This is a genomic window from Kribbella deserti, assembly GCF_042434725.1.
Classification (GTDB): domain Bacteria; phylum Actinomycetota; class Actinomycetes; order Propionibacteriales; family Kribbellaceae; genus Kribbella; species Kribbella deserti.
In genome coordinates this window covers 20,538-38,216 of record NZ_JBHLTC010000050.1, presented here as the reverse complement: position 1 = coordinate 38,216, position 17,679 = coordinate 20,538, and the positions used below count along the sequence as shown (strand labels likewise).

Below are 17,679 nucleotides of genomic sequence, written 5' to 3'. Positions count from 1 at the left end.
CCAGCGGCCGGCTTCGGCCGATCGCTGGGCTTCGGCCGGTGGTCAGGCGAAGCGCTTGGCGACCCGCTCCATCCGCTCGACCAGGTCGAGGTCGTACGCCACACCCGGGGTGTAGAAGATGATGTAGTCCGCGCCGGCCTCGAGCGCCGCCTCGACCTTGTTGGCGATCTCGTCCTCGGTGCCGATCAGGTTGTCCTGCGAGAACTTCTCCCAGTTCTGCGGGCCCATCGCCTTCTCGGTCGCCTTGCGCGGATCATCCCCGGCGTCGATCGGGAACGCGTTGATCCCGGTCGACTTCACGATCTCGTTGTAGTCGCGGCCGACCTTCTCGCAATGCCCCTTCAGCAGCGCCACCTTCTCGCGGATGACATCCGGGTTGCCGCCGCCGATGTTGGCGCCGTCGGCGTACTGCGCGACGAGCTTCAGCGTGACGTTCGGGCCACCCCCGCCGATCCAGAACGACGGGTGCGGCTTACGCACGCCCTTCGGCTCGTTGATCGGCTTGTCGACCTGGTAGTACTTGCCGTTGAAGACGACCTCGTCCTCGGTCCACATCCGGTAGATCAGCTCAGTGGCCTCCCGGAACGCGCCCATCCGGTCCTTCAGCTCAGGCCACTCGTAGCCGTAGGCCTTCCACTCGTGCTCGTACCACCCGGCGCCGATACCGGCGTACAGGCGGCCGTGGCTGGCCACGTCCACGGTCGACGCGATCTTGGCGTACAGCGCCGGGTTGCGATAGCCGTTGCAGCCGACCATCTGCCCGATGTTCACCCGTTTGGTGTCCCGCGCCAGCGCCGCCGTGGTGGTCCAGCACTCGAAGGTGGTGTTCTCACTCGGCTCCGGCACCGTGTGGAAATGGTCGAACAGCCAGATCGAGTCCCACGACCCGGCATCCGCCGCCTTCGCGACGTCCGTCATCGCCTCCCACTGCTCGACCGGGTCGGCAATCCCGGCCAGATCCATCTTCCAGCCCTGCGGTACGAAGATTCCGAAACGTGTCATGACAAACATTGTCCCCGCCCCAACCCCCAGCGCGGCGCCCACCCACGTCCACAACCGGCCAGCCGGTGGCCAAGCCGGTCGGGCGAACGCTTGCGAGTGGACGCGAGCAGACGGGTTCACTCGCCGCACCAGCCCTCCTTGGTCTAGCCGTCGTCTTCCCAGAGGCGGCTGACCCAGTGGAGCCCGCCGTCCGGGCCGTCCGCTCGCTCCTCGCGATGCCACCCCTGCACCCCAACCACCGCATTCCACGTCCGACCGTCGGAAACCCCAGGACCACCCGCCCGCATTCCACGTCCGACCGTCGGAAACCCCAGGACCACCCGCCCGCATTCCGCGTCCGACCGTCGGAAACCCCAGGGGCGCCCGGTCCGCATTCCGCGTCCGACCGTGGGAAATCTGGGGCGGTTCTGGGTTTCCGGTGGTCGGACGTGGAATGCGGACGGCGGTGGGGTGGAACCGGTTTCGGCGGGGGAGGCAGGGGGTGAGGGTGTCAAGGGGGTCCGAGGGGTGAGAGCGCTCTAGTTCCGGAACCGGCAGGGTCTTGACCCGGGGTGGGTGCGGTGGTGAGCATCGGGCGCGGCATGGGTGAGGCCCGTGCTGCCGTCGGCGTGCGATCGAACGGATCCAGGCGGTCCGGACGGCCCGAAAAGGCCGCCGGACCAGGCCGGGATCGGGGGAGGTAAGCGTGCCGGCGTTCCGCCCGATGGATTGAGGAGTCGCCATGCTCAGGTGGCCAGGTAGACGTTCGCAGACCCGAAAAAGGACGAGCCCGCGTACGGCGGTGATGACGAGCGCGGCGTTGGTGGCCGGTTTACTCCCGCTCGGAGTGGCGTCGCAGGCCACGGCTGAACCACAAGGGGTAACCGCGGATGAGCCGGCGCCGATCGTGCTGGCGCAGTTCGAGGGGGCCGAGCCGCTGGGAACTCCCCCGCTCGGGGTGTTCAACTGGGGTAGCGACGCGGATGACCCGCCCACGCTGGAACTGCAGGCGCGGGCCGACGCGCCGCAGGGCGAGAAGGTGCTCGCGGGCAAGTACAACATCAGCGGCTGGGGTGGTTTCAGCCATCACGTCACGTTCGACGAGAACCCGGGCGACTGGTCCGGCCACAAGGGCATCCGCTTCTGGTGGTACGGCCAGAACACCGCGCCGCTGCCGCCTGGTTCCGGTAAGCGGATCTTCTTCGAGGTGAAGGACGGCGGCGCCAACGCGGACGCGAGCGAGCTGTGGAACACCTCGTTCACCGACGACTGGGAAGGCTGGCACCTGGTCGAGATCCCGTTCACCGACCTGGTCTATCGCACCGACTACCAGCCCGTTGGTGGTATCGACCAGATCCTGAACCTGAACCAGATGTGGGGTTACGCCTTCACGATGCCGGGTGGTACGCCCGGTGAGTTCCAGATCGACCAGGTCGAGGTGTTCGGCAAGGCGGATCCGGCCCTCAAGGCGAGCGTCAGCACCGACGCGGGCGTGTACCCGGTCAAGGAAGGTGACTCGGCGCAGATCAAGATCGCCCTCACCACGACGGGCGCCGTACCGCTGGACGAGCCGGTGACGGTCGAGTACAAGACCGGCACGGGTACGGCGGGCGCGAGCGACTACGAGACGGCCACCGGCACCATCACGTTCCCGGCTGGTACGACGTCCGGCTCGGCGCAAACCGTCACGGTGAAGACCAAGAAGGACGGTACGGCGGAGACGGCCGAGACGATTCCGGTCGAGTTGACCGTCACCGGGGCGAAGGCGCCGAGTACCACGCCACAGGTGGTCATCAACGCGCACGATCTGCCGTACCTGGACAAGCGCCTCCCGGTGAAGAAGCGGCTGGACGACCTGCTCCAGCGGATGACACTCGAGGAGAAGGTCGGCCAGATGACCCAGGCGGAGCGCAACGCACTGCGCTCGCGGGCCGACATCGCGACGTACGGGCTCGGCTCGTTGCTGTCCGGTGGTGGCTCCGTGCCGAACCCGAACACGCCCGAGTCGTGGGCCAACATGATCGACACCTTCCAGCTGAACGCGAGGGCCGCCCGGCTGCAGATCCCGCTGATCTACGGCGTGGACGGCGTACACGGGCACAACAACGTGATCGGCGCGACGATCCTGCCGCACAACATCGGTATCGGCGCGACGCGTGATCCCGAACTGTCCCGCCGGACCGGCGTGGTCGCGGCCACGGAGGTCCGCGCGACGGGTATCCCGTGGAACTTCGCGCCCTGCCTGTGCGTGACGCGCGACGACCGCTGGGGCCGGGTGTACGAGTCGTACGGCGAGGACCCGGCGCTGGTGAAGTCGATGGCGACCGTCATCCAGGGCATGCAGGGCAAGGCCGACGGTAGCCAGCTGAACCAGAACACGAAGGTGCTGGCCAGCGCGAAGCACTACGCGGGTGACGGTGGTACCAAGTACGGCTCGTCGACCACCGGCTCGTACACGATCGACCAGGGCGTCACCGAGGTGACCCGGGCGGAGCTGGAGGCGATCCACCTCGACCCGTTCAAGACCTCGGTCGATCTGGGCGTCGGCACCGTGATGCCGTCGTACTCGAGTGTCGACATCATCGGCGACGACCAGGGCCCGGTGAAGATGCACGGTCACGCCGAGCTGATCAACGGCGTGCTGAAGCAGCGGATGGGCTTCGAGGGTTTTGTGATCAGCGACTGGCAGGCGATCGACCAGCTGCCGGGTGACTACCCGAGCGATGTGCGTACGTCGATCAACGCCGGCCTGGACATGATCATGGTGCCGACGAACTACCAGTCCTTCGTCAGCACGCTGATCGACGAGGTCAAGGCCGGCCGGGTCCCGCAGAGCCGGGTCGACGACGCGGTCAAGCGGATCTTGCTGCAGAAGTTCCGGCTCGGCCTGTTCGAGCAGCCCTACACCGATCGCACCCATCTCGGCACGATCGGGTCGGTCGCGCACCGTGCCGTCGCACGTGAGGCCGCCGCGAAGTCTCAGGTGTTGCTGAAGAACCAGGGCAACGTGTTGCCGCTGGCAACGACCTCGAAGGTGTACGTGGCCGGCAGCAATGCCGATGACCTCGGCAACCAACTCGGCGGCTGGTCGATCAGCTGGCAGGGTGGTTCCGGTAAGATCACCACCGGTACGAGCATTCTCGAAGGCATCAAGCAGCTTGTACCGGAGGCCACCTTCAGCGCCGACGCCTCGGCCCCGGTCGAGGGTCACGACGTTGGGATTGTCGTGGTCGGCGAACGGCCTTATGCCGAAGGCATCGGTGACGTCGGCAACGGTCACGACCTGCTACTGACGGCTGCCGACAAGGCCGCGATCACCAAGGTGTGCGCGGCAACCAAGTGCGTGGTGCTCGTGGTGTCGGGCCGCCCGCAGGTCATCGCGGACCAGGTCGGCCAGATCGACGCGCTGGTCGCATCGTGGCTGCCGGGTACGGAAGGCGCGGGCGTGGCCGACGTACTGTTCGGGAAGCGGCCGTTCAGCGGGCGGTTGCCCGTCACCTGGCCGAAGTCCGACGCGCAGGCGGCGCTGAACGTCGGCGACGCGGCGTACGACCCGCAGTTCCCGTACGGGTGGGGTCTGACCACCGAGGCGGCGGCCCGCAAGGCGCTCACGGACGCGAGGAACTCCCTGCTGCGCAAGGGCCTGAAGGACGCGGACGCGATGGCGGCGGCCGTGTACATCGAGGTGGCGCTCCGGTCGAAGAACTGGTCGACCAGCCAGGCGTACGGCGTGTTCCAGGTGCTCGCGCAGGCCGGCAAGCACCTGCAGCGCACGAAGGTCGACTCGTACGCCGAGGGCGACGCGGTGGTGACCGCCGCGAGGTGGATCGCCCAGCACCAGATCGGGCAGAACCACACCGCCACCCGGTCGAAGCTCACCTCCGACGCGGAGCACCTGCTGCTGACAGGTGACCTGAGCGGTGCCGTGACCAAACTGGCCGCGGCCTACCGCAGCTGACGCTTGAGGTGGTTCCCTCGCAACGGGGGAACCACCTCAAGCCGCCTCAAAGCCTCAGCGGGCGCGGAGGCGGCGGAGCATGCGGGCGTCCTCGAAACCGACCGCCCGGGCCGCCGCCTCCACCGTGTCGCCGTGACCGATCAGGTGCTCGGCGCGTTCCAGCCGGAGCAGCTGCTGGTACCGCAACGGCGTGAGACCCGTCGCGGCGGTGAAAATGCGGGTCAAGGTCCGTTCGCTCACACCCGCGATCGTGGCGAGGTCGGACAGCAACAGGCGATCCGCGTACCTGCGGTCGATCACGTCCTGCACCCGATGAGCCAGATCGCACAAATGACCGCGATGCCGCAACATCGCACTGGCCTGCTGCTCATCGCCGTTGCGCCGGGCATAAACGACCATCTCCCGCGCCACCTTGGCCGCGGCCTCGGCGCCGTGCGAAACCGCGACCAGGTGCAACGCGAGATCGATCCCGCTCGCGATCCCGGCCGAGGTGATCACCCGATCGTCCTCGACGTAGAGCACATCGCGCACGATCGTTGCCTTCGGATACCGAGCGGCCAGTTCGTCGGTCAGGTCGTGGTGGGTCGTATACCTCCGCCCGTCGAGCAAACCGCACCGCCCGAGCGCGTCCGCGCCCGAGCACACACTCGCCACCGAACCACCGGCCGCGTGGTGCGCCCGCAGCCGGTTCGCGAAGGCCTCGCCGAACGGCGCCTCCGCTGAGAGCTTGGGCGAGCGCCACCCCGGTACGACGACCAGGTCATCGCGTGACAGCTCGGGCCATTCGGTCGAGGCAACAACCGGTACGCCTTGGGCTGTCGGAACCTCGGGGGTCTCCGCGAGGTACGTCAGTTCGTATCCAAGGCCGAAGTCCCGGCCGGTGGCGAACACCTGCGCCGGGCCGGCCAGGTCCAGCAGGTGGAGTTTCGGCGCCAGAACGAAGACGACTCGGGTCATGATCCGGTCATCATGCCACGGCTTCACGCAGGTCGTTCGTCATCTCGTCCAGCGTCCGAATGGTGGCGAAACGGCCGGCCAGGGCGTACTCCGTGCGCTCGGTGATCACCTCGGGAGAGAGCGTCCTCGGATCGGCCAGCTCCTCGGCGTGACTGCGGCCGGCGGGAGCCTCCCAGTGCGGCAGCGGGGTGGTCGCGGTGGCCTCGGTGACGAAAACAACCTCGTAGCCGAGATCCGAGGCGAACCGCGTGGTGGTCTCACAGCACTGCTCGGTCCGGATCCCGCAGACGACGAGTTCGTTGATGCCTTGCTGGGTCAGATACTGCTGCAGATTCGTTGTAGTAAAGGCGTTGTGGGCCGTCTTGTGCAGCACAGGTTCGCCCTCGGCAGGCTCCAGACCGGCCATCAAACGCACGAAGCCACTGGCGGGATCGAAGACATTGCCGGTGCCTGGCTCGCAGTGCAGGACCCACACCACCTGCTCGCCACGGCGCCGGGTGGCCGCGACCAGCCGCGCGACGCGGTCGACGATATCGGGCCGGTTCGTGCTGGCCCAGTTCGGGCGCTGAAGGAAGGAGTCCTGGACGTCGATGACGATCAAAGCGGTGGTCATGACCACCATCCTCGCGCCCAGATCGTTCCGGCAGTAGGCACCATCACGCCTGGGACCGGACGGATCTGGTCACCCTCGCAACCGCCGTCCTGCACCCGCGCTTCTCGACGGGCCGGGACGGTCGAGGGGCTCAGTCCAACTGGCGCTTGAGGCGCCCGTACAGCCGGGCCGAGGCGACGCCTCGGTACGTGGTCCACAGTCCGGCCAGCACGGCAGGTACAACGAAGAACCAGGGGAACATGGCGTCCGAGCTGTAGCCACCGCGAGGGCCACCGGCCAGGTCGTTGGCCTGCGCGTCCCACCAGGCGAAGATCTGAATGGCCGCGCCCCCGAACAGGATGGTGGTGAGAACCGCCCAGAGTCCGGTCATGCGCTTCACCATCTCGACCATGGCCGGGCTGGCGACCGGGTCGTTCATGGAACCACGGCTCATGCCATCGCCTCAGCCAGCACGCGGGAGGACGGGTCGGCGGACTTCCTCGCGAGAAGTGAGCTGACACCGGTCGCGAACTCGATCAGCAGGCTCTGCTTCCCGGCGAGAACTCCGCCGCTCGTCGTGTTCGTCATGATCGATCACCATCCACTCGAAGAACCTACCGGCTGCCGCCTGCCGTCGTCGCCAGAACCAACCGGTGACGCTACCCCATGCCTTCTCCGCACCGTCGGCAATCACCTCTCCGGCGGCGCGGTCGCCAACTATTCCAAACAGTTCGTCCGCGTGGTTAGAGTGCCGGGGTCGGAGTTGGAAACGCTTCCGTTCGGCGTGCCGGCACCGGCGAAACCGCCCGTAGAACGAATGTGAGGGGAAGTCATGTCAGACAATCTGCCCCGCCGCCAGGTGCTGCGTACCGCCGGGACGATCGGCCTCGGCGCCGCTGCCGCCGGGGTCCTGCACGAGACCGCGACCGCCAGTCCAGCCGGTGCCGCGAGTCCGGCCGATGCCGCCGGTTGGGACCACGGCCGGTTCGAGATCCGCAAGGAGATCTTCGGCCGGACGCCGGCCGGGGAACAGGTCGACGTCTACACCTTCACCAACGGCCGGGTCACCATCTCGATGCTGACCTGGGGTGCCACTCTGCAGCGGATCGAGACGCCGGATCGGCGGGGCAAGAAGGAGAACATCAGCCTCGGGTTCGACAACCTCGAGGACTACGCGAACCTCAGCCCGTACTTCGGCGCGACCGTCGGCCGGTACGGCAACCGGATCGCCAACGGCCGGTTCACCCTCGACGGCAAGACTTACCAGCTGCCGATCAACAACGGTGCGAACAGCCTGCACGGCGGCACGATCGGCTTCGACAAGAAGGTGTGGAAGGCCAAGGCGGTACGCACCGGCTCGGCCATCGGCGTGGCCTTCAGCTACGTCAGCCCCGACGGCGAGATGGGCTATCCGGGCAAGCTGACCAGCACCGTGACGTACACGCTGGACAAGGCGAACCGCCTGCGCGTCGAGTACCACGCGGTCACCGACAAGGCCACCGTGGTGAATCTGACCAACCACGTCTACTTCAATCTCGGTGGCGAGGGCACGGGCTCGATCGACGACCACATCCTGCAGCTGAACGCGCCCGCGTACACGCCGGTTGACGCCACGCTGATTCCAACCGGCCAGATCGCACCCGTCGGCGGTACGCCGTTCGACTTCCGCAGGCCGACCGCGATCGGCGCGCGCATTCGCGACGACCACCCGCAGCTGGTGATCGGCCGCGGCTACGACCACAACTTCGTCCTGGACAGGGCCGGATCCGACGGCTTCCGGCTCGCCGCCCGGGCCTGGGAACCGGACAGCGGGCGTTCCGTCACGGTCCACACCACCGAGCCCGGGGTGCAGTTCTACACCGGCAACTTCCTGGACGGCTCGTTCCAGGGCATCGGCGGCAAGTCGTACCGCCAGGGCGACGCGTTCTGCCTGGAGACGCAGCACTTCCCGGACTCACCGAACCACCCGAACTTCCCATCCACCGTGCTCCGCCCGGGCCAGACCTACCGCTCCACCACCACCTTCACCTTCGGCACGATCTGACCCGCACACGTCGTGCCGTACTCCCTCCCGGAGTACGGCGCGCCCTGGTGTTTCAGAGGTCGAGGGTGGTGGCGACCGGGAGGTGGTCGCTGCCGGTGGCGGGCAGGGTCCAGGCGTCGAGGGGGCGGAGGTTCCGGACCAGGAGGTTGTCGATCCGGGCCATCGGCAACATCGCGGGCCAGGTGAATCCGAAGCCGTGACCAGCCTCGTCCTGGACCGAACGCATGCCACCAGTCACCGGCTCCAACGCCCGGTCGAGCGTCGTACCGTTGAAATCTCCGGCCAGGATCGTGCGCTCGACCGGATCCGTGCGAATGGCCTCGCCGAGCAACCGCCCCGCGTAGTTGCGGCGATTCGTCATGAAACCCGTGTCCGGCTTGACCCGTACGGACGACAGGTGCGCGACGAAGATCGCGACCGGCCCGTGCGAGGTCTCGACCGTGGTACGCAAGGCCCGTTGCGGCTCGTAGATGTCGATGGCCCGGCTGTCGCGCAGCGGGTACTTGCTCCACACGCCGACCGTGCCCTCGACCACGTGATGCTTGTACGTCGTACCCAGCAGGCGTTCGTACACGCGGATCGCCTTGCGGCTGAGCTCCTCCAGCGCGATGACATCCGCGCCGGTGGCAGCGAGCGCTTTCGCCGTACCGGCGTGGTTCGGGTTCACCGCGCTGACGTTGTGACTCACCACGGTCAGATCGGCGACGCCGGGTTTTCCCTTGTCTGCAAGGGATCCGCCGAACACCAGCAACCACGCGGACAACGGCAGCAACATGACCAGCAGGATCGCGACCGACCGCCGGGAGATCGCGAAGACCAGTAGGACCGGGATCACCAGGGCGGACCACGGAAGCAAGGTCTCGGTCAGACTGCCGAGATTGCCCGGGCGGTTCGGGATCGACTCGTGCAGCAGGATCGCCGCGGCGGAGAGGATCCCGAATGCGATCACCAGCCGGCTGCGGCGCCGCCGTTGGTGTTTCGGCGCCGCAGCTTGCCGGGGGACAGCACGGGTCGGGCGCGGGCTTTCGATGAGCGTCGCCATGGCGCCTCACTCCTTCGGTCTCGCAGGTCTGATCGGTACCCGATCAGCCTGCGCGGCCCGGATCTCCAGCGTGTCCGTCCTGGCCCGCCGTCAGCACTTGGCCGGCCATCGATTGGGTATCAGCTCGATTGGGCCGCAGGCAGCCGAAGCGTCGCGACCGCTCCGCCATCGGGCGCGTTGGCGAACTCCAGCTGCGCCCCGATCACCGCCGCCTGCCCCGTCGCGATGGTGAGTCCGAGCCCATGCCCGCGTCCTCGCTCGGCGACGCCGGTCCGGAACCGTTGCGGGCCGTTCGATACCAGCTCGGCGGGGAAACCGTCGCCGTGATCGCGTACGACGATGGTGGCGCCGGTGACGTCGATCTCGACCGGCGCCCGGCCGTGGCGGTGGGCGTTGATGACCAGGTTCGTGATGATCCGCTCGAGGCGGCGCGGATCCGTCTCAACCGTCGCGCCGCCGCCGAGCATCGCGCCTTCGGCGGCGAGCGTGGCGCCTTCGGCCGCGAGCGTGGCGCCTTCGCTGGTGGTGAGGGTTGCTTCGAGGCCGGTGCGGTTCACCACGTCGGCCACCATCTCGGCCAGCGGCACCCGGCGCAGATCGGCCCGTTCGGCGCCTCCGTCCAGCCGCGAGATCTCCAGCAGGTCCTCGACCAGACCACGCAGCACCTGGACCCGGCCGCGTACCAGGTCCGTCGCCTCGCTGTCCGGCAACAACTCGGCGGAGGTCATCAACCCCATCAACGGCGTACGCAACTCGTGCGCGACATCCGCCGTGAACCGCTGCTCGCTCACCAGCCGATCGCGCAGGCTGTCCGCCATCTGGTCGAGCGTCGCGCACAGCTGGTCGATCTCGTCCCCGCGACCGGTCGCGCCGGTACGCGCTTCGAGATCCCCCGCCGCGATCCGCCGGGCCACCCCGGCGCCACGCCGCAACCGGCGGTTCGGCAATTCGGCCGCCAGCGCCGCGAGCGGCACCAGGATGGCGAGCGAGATGACCGAGTACTTGAACAGGTCCAGGTCGAGGCCGGATACCAGCAACATGCCGCGGGTCATGTCCGTCTTCACGGAGTACACCGTGCCGTCGCGAATCTCCCCGGCCCACATCGACGGGGCCTTGGGCTTTCCGTCGTACCAGGTCTCCGGGTGGTCCGACGCCCGCATGCGGTCGAGCAACTCCGGCGGTGGGCCGTCTTCCCCGATCCGGAGACCCGGGACCTTTTGTCCGGCCTCGTGCTGGGTGATCGCCGAGTCCAGTTCACTCCGGGCGCTGTCCGCCCCGGCGATCCGCGCCCGCGTTTCGGTGGCCTGGTGCACCATCAGGCTGATCGCGAGCGCCACCGAGCAACAGGCGAAGGCGACCAGCGCCGCAATCTTCCAGCGCAACGAACGCCAGTTCAGAGTCGTCACCTGAGCAGTTTGTAGCCGAAACCGCGCACGGTCTCGACCCGCTCGGCGCCGATCTTCTTGCGCAGCCGCTGCACGCACAGGTCGACTACCCGGGTGTCGCCGTCCCAGCCGTAATCCCAGACATTGCGCAACAGCGTCTCCCGGCTCAGCACGATGCCAGGATGCGCCGCGAACTCCAGCAACAACCGCAACTCCGTCGGCGCCAGCGCCACCCGCTCCCCCGCCAACCGAACCACCAGTCCCTCGGTATCGATCGACAAGTCCCCGAACACCAGGAACCCCGGCCCCTGGGTACCCCCGCCTGCCTCGCCGGCGCTGCCCGCCTGGTCCGGGCGGGTGGTCGCCTCGGAGTGGCCGGCTGTGGCGGAGTGGGCGGCTTCGTCGGGGCGGAAGACGGTACGGCGCAACAGCGAGCGGATCCGTGCCAGCAACACCGGCGTATCGACCGGCTTCACCACGTAGTCGTCGGCGCCGGCCTCCAGCCCCTGCACCACATCCAGCGAATCCCCGCGCGCCGACATCATCAGAATCGGCCCAAGACTGGTCTCCCGAACCCGCCGGGTCAGCGAAATCCCGTCCAGCCCCGGCAACATCACGTCCAGCAACAACAGGTCGAACGCCCGCTCCCGCGTCAGCTCCAGCCCGGTCAGCCCGTCTTCCGCGACCGTGACGGCATACCCGTACCGCTCGAGCGCCATCGCGACCGTCTTCCGGATCACCTCGTCATCCTCAACCAGCAGGATCGTGGCAATCGGTACACCAGTGGACATCTTTTCCCATCCCCACGCCGTCAGTTCCCCCGACGCTATCCACCCCCAGCCGCCACCACCCCTCAACCACATCTCAGCCACGTATCAGCCCCGGACTCCCTAACCCTTCTTTAGGAGTCCCCCGGATATTTCCAGACCCCAAAAACGTCCAGCAGACTCCTAAAGAAGGCGGGTTTGGGGGATCCAGGTGCGGAGGGAGGTGGTGTCGGCGGTTAGGCGGTTACCAGGCGGGGGTCGAGCGGCAGGCCGAGGCGGGTCTTGGCCGTGGCGAAGACGGCGTACGTCGCTTGGGCGTCGACCTCGGCCACGCCGTCGAACATCAACACGTCGATCCTCATGCGTACGAGCCTGCCCGGCGCACACCGGAAGTGACAGTGGCTTGATCGTGGACGTCCGATAGATTCGAGCCATGCATCGGATTGCGATTCTGGCCGTCGAGGGGGCCGTGGGCCTGGAGTTGACGTCGGCGGCGCATGTGTTCGCGCTGGCGGCGGATCCGGTGACCGGCAAGCGCCTGTACGACGTACTGGTCTGCGGGCGCTCGGGTGGTTCGGCCGTCACGGCGGGTGGTCGCGAGATCCTGCGCGCGGAGCTTCCGTACGCGATGGAGGACGCACTCTCAGCGGATACCGTCGTCGTGACGGCTTCTTCGATCGAACCGGCCGACGCCGTCGAGATCGTTCGGCGGGCCCACGAAGGCGGCGCGCGGATCGCCTCGATCTGTACCGGGGCCTTCGTGCTAGGAGCGGCCGGGTTGCTCGACGGGCGGCGGGCGACCACGCACTGGGCCCACGCCGTCCGGTTGGCCAAGCGCTTCCCCGCGGTCGACGTCACACACGACGAGTTGTACGTCGACGAAGGTGACGTGCTGACCTCGGCCGGAGTGACCGCCGGACTTGACCTCTGTTTGCACATGGTCCGGCGCGATCATGGTTCGGCCGTCGCGGCGCTCGTGGCCCGGCGGATGGTAATGCCACCACATCGCGGTGGGGGCCAAGCGCAGTACCTCACCAGTCCAATCGTTGCCGAGGGCCACTCGTTGCAGCCGGTGATGCATTGGATGCAGGAACACCTCACAGAACCGTTGACGTTGGCAAAGATCGCCGCCCAGGCCTCGATGAGTACGCGCACTCTGAGCCGCCAGTTCCGTGCACAGACCGGCGAAACGCCTTTGCGGTGGTTGATCCGGCTGCGGGTCCACCGCGCCCAGGAGTTGCTGGAGGCAACCGATCTGGGTATCGAGCAGGTGGCTACCGCCTGCGGATTCGGTACTTCGGTGGTTCTCCGGCAGCACTTCGCCAAGACGCTGGGAACCAGCCCCACCGCCTACCGGAGGACCTTCGCCCGGTAGGCGGTGGGCAGGATCACGGCTTGCCGCGTACCACCGTCAGCTGGACCTGCATGGTCGATCCGGCGTACGTCGCGTTGCCCGGGTACGACACGACCAGCGTGTGCTTACCGACTCCGAGAGCGCGGCTTGGCACCTTGAGCACGGCTTGCCCGTAAACCAAGGTGGCCTTCGCCAACTCCCGATCGCCCTGGAGCACGGTGACCGCCCCGGCCGGGGTTCCGCCCTGGCCGGTCACGCGAACCAGGAACTGTGCGGTCGAACCGAGCTGAACCACGGTCGCGACGGGTGTGACCGTCACGGCCGACGACCGCAACTTGGCCGGCACCTGGAGCTGCCCGGCTACTTCGGTATTGCCGAGCTTGTCGATCGACCGGTAGGCCACCGTCGTGGCGGCATCACCGACCACCACCGGTCCGCCGTACGCCGTCCACACGCCCGCGCCGATCCGGTACTCGGTTCGCGCGACGCCGGCACCCGAATCGACCGAGGTCAACGCGACCGTCCGCGCCTGAGCGTCCAGGGCCGCCTTCGTCACCGGCGGGGTGGCGTCGATGCCGACCACGATCGGGCGGATGTCCCCGACGTTGCCAGCGGCGTCCACCGCTCGTACCGAGACGCTGTGTTCGCCGTCGCCGGACACCACGACATCCGCTGCCGCGCCGGGCTTGCTGATCCACGCGCCGCCATCGATGGACACCTCGAGGTGGTGCACCGCCCGGTTGTCCGTGGCCTCGACGTGAACCGTCGCGGGATCGGCGTACCAGCCTCCGGCCTCGGTGCCGGACACCGACACCTCGGACACGACCGGAGCCACGCCGTCGCGGGTGTGCATCCGCAGGAAGGTGACGGACGAGCCGGGGAACTCGTAGTCGAAGGAGTTCGACAACCCGGTGAGTTGCCGTTGCACGGGCGCGACGGCGTTCGGATTGGCCTTGGTGTTGGTCGCGGAAGGCGAACCGGCCAACTGGATCACGGTGCCGGTCGGCTCGATCTCGGCGTCCGCGATCTCGATCCGCGTGCGCACCGGCCCGGTCGCGGTGTTCACCACCTTGGCGACGATATCGCCGGTGGCCTCGTCCCGGGTGACGACCTGGAACAGCTTCTCGCTCGAGGCCACCTCGTCGTACGTCATCTGCAACACGCCATCGAGGTACAGCGAGATCTTGTGGCCCTCGACAACGACCTTCACCCGGTAGGTCTGGCCGGTCGCAATGCTCTTGCCTTCAAGGGCTTTCACCACATCGGCGTTGCCGCCGTTGGCGCGCTGGAGTGTCGAGCGGGTGTTGTTCCAGCCGCCGAGGTTCCACCAGTAGTAGTCGTTCGCGCCCTTGGCCCCGAAGCCGACGAGGAAGCCTTCGTTGCCGGCGAGCTTGGTGGCGTCGAGTTCCAGCGTGTAGTTGGTCCAGTTCTTCGCGTAGGCGCCGGTGATGAGGCTGCGGGCGTCGTTCACCGTGGTCGACGACTGGACGTAACGCCCGGCGTCGGCGGCCCAGTTGCCCGTTTGTGGCGACCACTGCGAGCCGTCCGCGAACTGGTCGGAGAACAACGTCTCACCGGTCGCGTTCGACGTCACCTTCACGTTGTCGTACGCGGCCGAGGTCGACCAGGTGGAGAGAAAGACCCCACCGCGAATGTCGGCCGGCTGGTTGACCGCGCCGTCGAACGTGCTCGGCACCACCTCGTCGCCGACGTTGTTGCCGAACATCTTCTGTACGTGCCAGCTCGGCGTTTCCCACGACTCGTCGTTGTCGAACCAGATCGCGTCCGGGCTCCACTGCACGTGGGATTCGTTCGACAGCAGCGGCGCGTACGACGCCAGTTGGACCACGTCGGCGTTTCGCTGCAAACCCGTCATGTACGACGCCTCGGCAAGCGCGTTGCCGTGGCTGTTGCCCCGCGAGGCGTATTCGCCCAGGAAGACCTTAGGGCCCGCGCGGTCGTAGCTGTCGTAGCGGTGGTTGTTGGCCAGGAACCAGCCTGGGTCGTTGTAGTAGTGCTCGTCGACCAGGTCCACCTTCTGCGCCCGGTTGAACTCCCAGAGCGCGTCGAACCGCGCGCCCTCGTCGTCCGGTCCCGAGTTCGAGATGATCTTGATCGCGGGGTACTTCGCCTTGATCGCGTCCCGGAACTGCGGGAAGTTCGCCTCGAACGTGGTGGTGTTCTCCTCGTTGCCCAGGCCGATCATGTCCAGGCCGAACGGCTCGGGATGTCCCAGCGCCGCCCGCTTCGCGCCCCACTCGGTATCGGTGCCACCGTTCGCGAACTCGATCAGGTCGACCGTGTCGTCGACCCAGCGCTGAATCATCGCCGGGTCGTGCATCTCGGGGATGTTCGAACCACAACCGTTGGCGCCCACCGACAGCACGGGCAATGGCTCGGCCTTCAGGTCCTCGGCCAGCTTGAAGTACTCCAGATAGCCGATGCCGTACGACTGGTTGTAGCCCCAGAAGTTCCAGTTGGTCGGCCGTTCCTCAACCGGGCCGATCGTTTCCTTCCACTGGTACGTGCGCCGGCGGTCGGTGAACCCGCTCTCCTCGTAGCTCTTGAACGTGCCGACGTTCGTGACGCAACCACCCGGGAACCGCAGGAACGTCGGCTTCATCGCGGCGACCTTCTCCGCGAGGTCCTTGCGCAGTACCGAACGGCCGTTGACCGGGCCGATCCAGGTGTCGTGCGGCATCACCGAGATCATGTCGAGCCCGATCACCGACGCCGCGCCGGCCAGAACCACCAGGCGCCCGGCGTCACTCGTCTGCCCGGAAATGAGCGTGAACGGGTACTTCTTCCAGTTGTCCGAGCCGTCGATCGCCACACTCGCGGTGGCCATCACCGCGGTACCGGCGGCGTTCTCGACCCGCACGGTCAGCGTCTGGGCCGTGGTGCTGCGGGCCCAGAGATAGCCGTCGTACGTCGCGCCGTTCTTGACCGCGAAACCGTTGTTGTAGCCCTGGTTCCGAACGCCGTCACCACTGGCCGCGGCGGTTAGGCGCAGGTGGTTGCGGTTGGTCGCGTTCAGGCGGGTCTCATCGTTCACGACCGCACCGGTGGTGCCCTGGCCACTGCGGTCGAGCACCTGCCACGCGGTCATCGGGGTGAACGAACCATTGTCGGCCGTGGTGAACTCGAACGACCGGTTACGCACCAGCTCCGCGTAGAGCCCGCCATCGGCCGCGTAGTTGATGTCCTCGTAGAAGATGCCGAACATCGTGTCGCTGATCGACGCGCCCTTGCCGTCACCGTCGATGTCGAGGGTGGCAACACTGTTGTCCACCTCCGACAGCACGAACCGCGCCGCGTTGGCCTCGGCACCGACCACGAGCGCGCCGCCGGTACCAACCGTCAGGTACGCAGCATCGTCGGCCGCGGCCCGCAGCACGAGCCTGCCACCGCCCGCGTCGGTGAGCCGCAACGGCGTGGGCACGTCGCCCTGAGCGCCCACCACTAGAGCGCCGTTCCGCAGGACCACCGGACCGGATTCGGTACCGATGCCAACCGCGCCATCTCCCAGGGATGTCGCGGTCAACCGAAGGCTCGCGGTGGGCTGCTCGGCGGTCAGCGCGAGCGCATCCCCCTTGACCACCAGGTACGGCGTCGCTCCCGCTGCCTGGAGTACGAAGGTGCCGGCCGGTACGACGTCCGCGCCCTCGTCGTGTTCGATGGTGAACGAGTCGAACGCGGCGGGAAGTACGGTGCCGTCCTGTGCCGCGAGGGCGTACAGACCCACCTGGACTGTGTCGAACGAGACAGCCGTGGACCCGGCCGGGATCCAGCTGCTGGTGCTCGCGTCGTACACGCTGGTGGTGATGGTGTTGCCGACGCGCTGCATGCGGAGCGTCTCGCCGGTAGAGCCCGGGCGGTCGGTGAACTTGACCGCGCTGAACGCTCCCCCGGTTTCGAGGTCGGTTTCGATCGCGACACCCGACGGCGATAGGCCGCCGACGAAGGTCAGGCCGGATCGCACGTAGTTGTCGACGTCCTTCCACGCGATCAGGCCGGCGCCTTGGTACACCTTCGCGACGGGTGCGGCCAGGGTGGCGGTGGCGGTGAAGTCGCCGGCCGGCAGGTCGAGCATCACCAGGTTCTTCGCGCTGTTCACGCCTTGGTAGGTGTCGCCTGGCTGCCCCTCGATCCGGAGGGCACCGTCGCTGACCGCGAGTTTGCCCGGCTCGGCGTTGACCACCTGCCAGCGCGAATCCAGCGCCGTACCGGCGAAATCGTCGGACCAGGTCACGGCCGCGACCGTCTTCGCACCGGCGGCCGTCTTGGCGCTGGTGGTTTTACCGCTGGCAGGGCTTGCGGATGGGGTGCCTTGGGCGGCGGTGGGAGTCAATGCGGCGAGTAGGGCGAGAGCGGTCGCCAGGCCGATGAGCCGGGCTCGCGGCGGACGGACGGAACGGGCCAATGCCATGAGAACCTCTTCGAAAGGCGGGTGAGGTGCGGACGGTGGCTGGAATTGTTAGCGCTAACAATCGGCCCGTCAAGACCTCGGCACAAACGCCCACCTCCCGGCCGGAACAGGTCACCAGGCCTTGACGAGGCGCGGTCACCGTGACCAGACTGCCGGAACTGTTAGCGCTA

13 protein-coding genes are annotated in these 17,679 nt (G+C 67.5%); 3 read left to right on the top strand and 10 right to left on the bottom strand.

Features of this window, described 5'->3' with window-relative positions; genetic code table 11:
- Positions 1-42 precede the first annotated feature (42 nt).
- A complete protein-coding gene (locus ACFFGN_RS35025) occupies positions 43-1,002 on the bottom strand; it encodes a TIGR03560 family F420-dependent LLM class oxidoreductase (RefSeq protein ID WP_380057224.1) in 960 nt (319 codons plus the stop codon).
- Positions 1,003-1,804: 802 nt separating this feature from the next.
- On the opposite strand from ACFFGN_RS35025, the gene ACFFGN_RS35020 reads away from it, so the two are divergent.
- Positions 1,805-4,939, top strand: a complete 3,135-nt coding sequence (locus tag ACFFGN_RS35020; protein WP_380057222.1) for a glycoside hydrolase family 3 N-terminal domain-containing protein — start codon at positions 1,805-1,807, stop codon at positions 4,937-4,939.
- A 54-nt stretch (positions 4,940-4,993) separates the two neighbouring features.
- On the opposite strand, the gene ACFFGN_RS35015 is transcribed toward ACFFGN_RS35020, so the two are convergent.
- The 4 genes from ACFFGN_RS35015 to ACFFGN_RS35000 all read right to left on the bottom strand — a co-directional run bounded on the left by ACFFGN_RS35015 (position 4,994) and on the right by ACFFGN_RS35000 (position 7,076).
- Positions 4,994-5,896: a GlxA family transcriptional regulator gene (locus tag ACFFGN_RS35015; RefSeq protein ID WP_380057219.1), complete on the bottom strand. Its 903-nt coding sequence runs from the start codon at positions 5,894-5,896 to the stop codon at positions 4,994-4,996.
- A 10-nt stretch (positions 5,897-5,906) separates the two neighbouring features.
- Positions 5,907-6,509 carry a cysteine hydrolase family protein gene (locus ACFFGN_RS35010; protein WP_380057216.1) on the bottom strand — a complete coding sequence of 201 codons (603 nt, stop codon included), beginning with the start codon at positions 6,507-6,509 and terminating at the stop codon, positions 5,907-5,909.
- Between the two features lie 130 nt (positions 6,510-6,639).
- The gene (locus ACFFGN_RS35005; protein ID WP_380057214.1) at positions 6,640-6,942 is read right to left on the bottom strand and encodes a hypothetical protein; all 303 of its coding nucleotides are present in this window, start codon (positions 6,940-6,942) and stop codon (positions 6,640-6,642) included.
- Positions 6,939-7,076, bottom strand: a complete 138-nt coding sequence (locus ACFFGN_RS35000) for a hypothetical protein (protein WP_380057211.1) — start codon at positions 7,074-7,076, stop codon at positions 6,939-6,941. Before ACFFGN_RS35000 ends, ACFFGN_RS35005 begins: the two co-directional genes overlap by 4 nt.
- A gap of 244 nt (positions 7,077-7,320) precedes the next feature.
- Between ACFFGN_RS35000 and ACFFGN_RS34995 the strand changes: the two genes are divergently transcribed.
- Positions 7,321-8,532, top strand: coding sequence for an aldose epimerase family protein (locus tag ACFFGN_RS34995; protein WP_380057209.1), 1,212 nt, complete (start codon positions 7,321-7,323; stop codon positions 8,530-8,532).
- 52 nt (positions 8,533-8,584) lie between these two features.
- Here ACFFGN_RS34995 and ACFFGN_RS34990 read toward each other — a convergent pair whose 3' ends face one another.
- From ACFFGN_RS34990 to ACFFGN_RS34975, 4 genes are all read right to left on the bottom strand, one after another.
- The gene (locus tag ACFFGN_RS34990) at positions 8,585-9,574 is read right to left on the bottom strand and encodes an endonuclease/exonuclease/phosphatase family protein (RefSeq protein WP_380057207.1); all 990 of its coding nucleotides are present in this window, start codon (positions 9,572-9,574) and stop codon (positions 8,585-8,587) included.
- A gap of 119 nt (positions 9,575-9,693) precedes the next feature.
- Positions 9,694-10,980 (bottom strand): sensor histidine kinase, encoded by a 1,287-nt coding sequence (locus ACFFGN_RS34985; protein ID WP_380057204.1) that lies wholly within the window; start codon positions 10,978-10,980, stop codon positions 9,694-9,696.
- Positions 10,977-11,750, bottom strand: coding sequence for a response regulator transcription factor (locus ACFFGN_RS34980; protein WP_380057201.1), 774 nt, complete (start codon positions 11,748-11,750; stop codon positions 10,977-10,979). Before ACFFGN_RS34980 ends, ACFFGN_RS34985 begins: the two co-directional genes overlap by 4 nt.
- 212 nt (positions 11,751-11,962) lie before the next feature.
- Positions 11,963-12,088 carry a hypothetical protein gene (locus ACFFGN_RS34975; RefSeq protein ID WP_380057198.1) on the bottom strand — a complete coding sequence of 42 codons (126 nt, stop codon included), beginning with the start codon at positions 12,086-12,088 and terminating at the stop codon, positions 11,963-11,965.
- A gap of 71 nt (positions 12,089-12,159) precedes the next feature.
- Between ACFFGN_RS34975 and ACFFGN_RS34970 the strand changes: the two genes are divergently transcribed.
- Positions 12,160-13,101, top strand: coding sequence for a GlxA family transcriptional regulator (locus ACFFGN_RS34970; protein WP_380057195.1), 942 nt, complete (start codon positions 12,160-12,162; stop codon positions 13,099-13,101).
- A gap of 13 nt (positions 13,102-13,114) precedes the next feature.
- Here the strand turns inward: ACFFGN_RS34970 and ACFFGN_RS34965 are convergent, their stop codons facing one another.
- Positions 13,115-17,509, bottom strand: a complete 4,395-nt coding sequence (locus ACFFGN_RS34965; RefSeq protein ID WP_380057192.1) for an alpha-L-arabinofuranosidase family protein — start codon at positions 17,507-17,509, stop codon at positions 13,115-13,117.
- Between the last annotated feature and the right edge of the window lie 170 nt (positions 17,510-17,679).